This window comes from Pediococcus argentinicus, from assembly GCF_001437605.1.
GTDB classification, from domain to species: Bacteria; Bacillota; Bacilli; order Lactobacillales; family Lactobacillaceae; genus Pediococcus; species Pediococcus argentinicus.
Genome location: NZ_JQCQ01000058.1, coordinates 1 through 3759 on the forward strand (window position 1 = coordinate 1; position 3759 = coordinate 3759).

Genomic DNA, 3759 nt, shown 5'->3' on the forward strand with positions numbered 1-3759 from the left:
CAACATTAAGATGTTAACTTCGGTGAAAAGTTAGCATCTTTTCTGTAAGCTGCCGGCTTAGCTCAGTTGGTAGAGCGACGGTATCGTAAACCGTAGGTCAGGTGTTCGATTCACCTAGCCGGCATCTAGGTTTAAAGACAGACACCTTAATATTATTAAGGTGTCTCTTTTTTTATTTAGTGGAGTTAAATTTGATATGTAACTGAGAATTTGGAGGATTTATTTTGAATACTGATACTAAAAAAGATACGTCATTCTTTGGGCAACCAAGAGGACTATCAACATTGTTCTTTACCGAAATGTGGGAACGATTTAGTTACTATGGAATGCGCGCCATTTTGCTATTCTACATGTACTTTGCTGTTTCAAAGGGCGGTTTAGGTTTTACAGAACAAAACGCTGCCTCAATTATGGCAATTTATGGTTCAATGGTTTACCTAGCAAGTGTTGCTGGTGGATTCATTAGTGACCGAATTTTGGGAAGTCGCCGTACAGTTTTCTGGGGTGGAGTTTCAATTATGTTTGGTCATATTGCTCTTTCACTACCATTTGGTGCACCAGCGCTGTTTACCTCAATCGTTTTGATTGTTATTGGTACCGGAATATTAAAACCAAACGTTTCTACGATGGTTGGGGGCTTATATTCTAAAGAAGATACACGACGTGATGCTGGTTTCAGTATTTTCGTTTTTGGTATTAACTTAGGAGCCTTAATTGCACCATGGATTGTGCCTCTTTTCTGGAGACAATTTAATTTCCATGCTGGTTTCTCACTAGCAGCTATTGGAATGTTTGTCGGATTAGTTATGTACTACATTGATGGTCGTAAATATTTAAGTAAAGATAGCTTATATCCTGTTGATCCCATTCAACCAAATGAAGTTAAAAAGCTTAGTTGGCGAGTATTATTAGGCGTTGTTGTTTTCGCTCTTGTATTACTAGTAATGCAATTAAGTGGAGCATTAAACATTCCTAACTTTGTGTTGTTATTAAGTATTATCGCTATTGTTACACCAATTATTTACTTTATTGTGATGTTCAGTAGTCGCAAAGTTGAAAAGACAGAACGTTCTCGTCTTTGGGCTTATGTTCCATTGTTCATCGCTGCAACAATTTTCTGGGCAATTGAAGAACAAGGTTCAGTTGTTTTAGCACAATTTGCTGCAACTAGAACGGCAATGCCAAACTTGAACTTTGGATTATTCCATTTCCAAGTTCAAGCAGCTAATTTCCAATCATTAAACCCATTGTTCATTATGCTATATACACCACTCTTTGCTTGGTTATGGACTAAGTTAAAGAACAAGCAACCATCTTCACCAATGAAGTTCGTTTATGGATTAGTATTTACAGGTATCTCATATCTATTCATCGCACTTCCAGGTATGATGTTTGGTACTTCTGGTAAAATCAATGCTCTTTGGTTGATTGGTAGTTGGGCAATCGTTGAAATTGGTGAAATGTTAATCTCACCAATCGGTTTGTCTGTTACAACTAAGTTAGCGCCACGTGCCTTTGCATCTCAGATGATGAGTATGTGGTTCTTAGCCGATTCAGCTGGACAAGCTGTTAATGCTCAGTTAGTTCGTTTATACAACGGACATGAAGTAGCTTACTTCACATGGCTTGGAGTTGCTACAATTGTATTCGCAGTAATTCTTTTAGCTTTCACTCCTTGGATTAGCAAGAAGATGGAAGGAATTAAATAGTTGATTAATCAAGATGAATTAAGCTATGCTTAGTTCATCTTTTTTTGTGGGGTAAAGAAATGAAAGTCGCAATGAGTAGTGATAATCATTTTGATGTAGATCGAATTGACTACCATGATGTAATCGAAGAACAAGCCGAAGTATTGCTTAAAAATGATGTGGAAGTATACTTGATTGCTGGTGATCTTTTTAATGATTTTGAAAAGAGTCAACAGTATTTAGATGATTTACAGAAGATTCTTGGGGATAAGGTTAAGGTTCTCTTTATAGCCGGCAATCATGATATGTTGCACAACGTAACCTATGATCAATTAGAGTCCGATTTAGGAGACTGGTATCTACATAATAAGTTTTATGATATCTCTGATACTAATTGGCGAATCATTGGTAATAATGGTTGGTATGACTATTCTTTAGCTAGTAATCTTCCTCAAAGGACAACAGATGACTTTTGGCATTGGAAAAAGGCTTTTTGGATTGATAGTAGTATTGAACAACCAATGAATGATATTGAGCGTATGAACGTAGTTTTAAAGCAATTTGAGCAACAGCTGAAGCTTGCTGAGAATAAACAAGTATTAGTTATGACTCATTTTGCTCCTCGCTCTGAATATATTCGTTTTACTAATGATAATCGTTTTTGGAATATGGCTAACGGAATGATGGGAAGTTCAAGATTAGGTGAATTGTTTGAAAAGTATCAACCTAACAAAGTGTTATTTGGACACTTGCATCACAATTTTCCAGAACTAGATGTGAAAAATACTACGTACTATAACCAGGCTGTTGGTTATAATAACAAGCGAATTAATGAATGGAGATATCAACCGTTCATGAGTCAGTGGGCATTTAAGCTTAAAATTTTGGATTTGAAATAAAAAAGGCGACTCATTCATTGAGTCGTCTTTTCATATGTTAACAAGTTTGACCGCTGGCAATTGTTCCTTTTTCAAAGGCTTCAGTAATTTCTTTGCCATTAGCAATCGTTACGGCGCCATCTAAGCGTCCAGAGTTATCTTTTAGTATAATTAGACTTCTTTTGAAATCGAGTGCTAAACCTGCACCTAAGAAGGTTTGATCATACGAAGAGGTAAATAACTTAATTCCATGATCATTTTCAATTTCGATTGGATATTCTGGGTCTGGTTGATCTAATTCAACGATTGAGAATTTTGCACCAATTGAACAGGCACCACCTTGGAGTGAATACTTACCGCCACCATCGTCTGTAATCAATAATAAATCTTTATTAACTAGATCTTTCTTTTTCAATAGTTGGAGCATGTCTGCTGAAATATTTATTTTTGTCATGTTCATCACCTCGATATTATTTTACTCCTTAAATAAATTTTTACGGTTAATATTGCTTGAAAGAGTGTGCTTGAAATCGATGTGGTGTACGTCCGAACTCCATATTTATGAAAGTTATCACTATTTTCATTATTTTAAAATTTTTTGTGCTTTTAGGGCTTGCATTCATCTCTAAAATTAGGTATTATATTTAAGTCGGATAGATACGACACGTTACATTATGGAAGGGTAGCGAAGTCTGGCTAAACGCGGCGGACTGTAAATCCGCTCCTTCGGGTTCGGTGGTTCGAATCCACTCCCTTCCACCATATTGGGCTATAGCCAAGCGGTAAGGCAACAGGTTTTGATCCTGTCATGCGCTGGTTCGATCCCAGCTAGCCCAATCTAGTAAAATCAGTCGATATCAATAGTGTTCAAGCACTGTTGTATCGGCTTTTTTGTTTGTCTAAATTTTCATTAATTGTCATAAATGTTCAACATAGATAGTTAATTAGATAGTTAGTTTTTAGTAGCTAAAACCTTGTCACAATTGACGTCTGATTGGTCTACATATAAAAAACTATCCAAAAGGATAGCTTATTGGTGCAGCTTTTTGTAACATATGTTTTCGAGCACTAGACTTGATATAAAGGCATAATAAAAATGGTGCAATAGAATTTCTTCTATCACACCAAATATTGCAGAAACTTAATAATTCGGGATAATTATAAAGTTCCCGAATTTAAAATTGAAGTGCAAC

3 protein-coding genes and 3 tRNA genes are annotated in these 3759 nt (G+C 36.0%); 5 read left to right on the forward strand and 1 reads right to left on the reverse strand.

Going from position 1 to position 3759, the window contains the following annotated elements; translation table 11 throughout:
* Nucleotides 1–51: 51 nt before the first annotated feature.
* The 3 genes from IV88_RS08790 to IV88_RS08800 all read left to right on the forward strand — a co-directional run bounded on the left by IV88_RS08790 (nucleotide 52) and on the right by IV88_RS08800 (nucleotide 2587).
* Nucleotides 52–124 (forward strand) — tRNA-Thr (locus IV88_RS08790).
* Between the two features lie 100 nt (nucleotides 125–224).
* The gene (locus IV88_RS08795) at nucleotides 225–1709 is read left to right on the forward strand and encodes a peptide MFS transporter (protein WP_057800523.1); all 1485 of its coding nucleotides are present in this window, start codon (nucleotides 225–227) and stop codon (nucleotides 1707–1709) included.
* Nucleotides 1710–1768: 59 nt separating this feature from the next.
* Nucleotides 1769–2587, forward strand: coding sequence for a metallophosphoesterase (locus IV88_RS08800; RefSeq protein WP_057800524.1), 819 nt, complete (start codon nucleotides 1769–1771; stop codon nucleotides 2585–2587).
* Between the two features lie 37 nt (nucleotides 2588–2624).
* On the opposite strand, the gene IV88_RS08805 is transcribed toward IV88_RS08800, so the two are convergent.
* Nucleotides 2625–3020: an iron-sulfur cluster biosynthesis family protein gene (locus IV88_RS08805; RefSeq protein ID WP_057800525.1), complete on the reverse strand. Its 396-nt coding sequence runs from the start codon at nucleotides 3018–3020 to the stop codon at nucleotides 2625–2627.
* Between the two features lie 222 nt (nucleotides 3021–3242).
* On the opposite strand from IV88_RS08805, the gene IV88_RS08810 reads away from it, so the two are divergent.
* A tRNA-Tyr gene (locus IV88_RS08810) sits at nucleotides 3243–3328 on the forward strand.
* 3 nt (nucleotides 3329–3331) lie between these two features.
* Nucleotides 3332–3403 (forward strand) — tRNA-Gln (locus tag IV88_RS08815).
* The last annotated feature ends 356 nt before the right edge of the window (nucleotides 3404–3759 follow it).

Excerpts from the sequence above, each read along its gene's own strand:
- IV88_RS08800 (WP_057800524.1), top strand. The coding sequence starts at position 1,769 with ATGAAAGTCGCAATGAGTAGTGATAATCATTTTGATGTAGATCGAATT.
- IV88_RS08805 (WP_057800525.1), bottom strand. The coding sequence starts at position 3,020 with ATGACAAAAATAAATATTTCAGCAGACATGCTCCAACTATTGAAAAAG.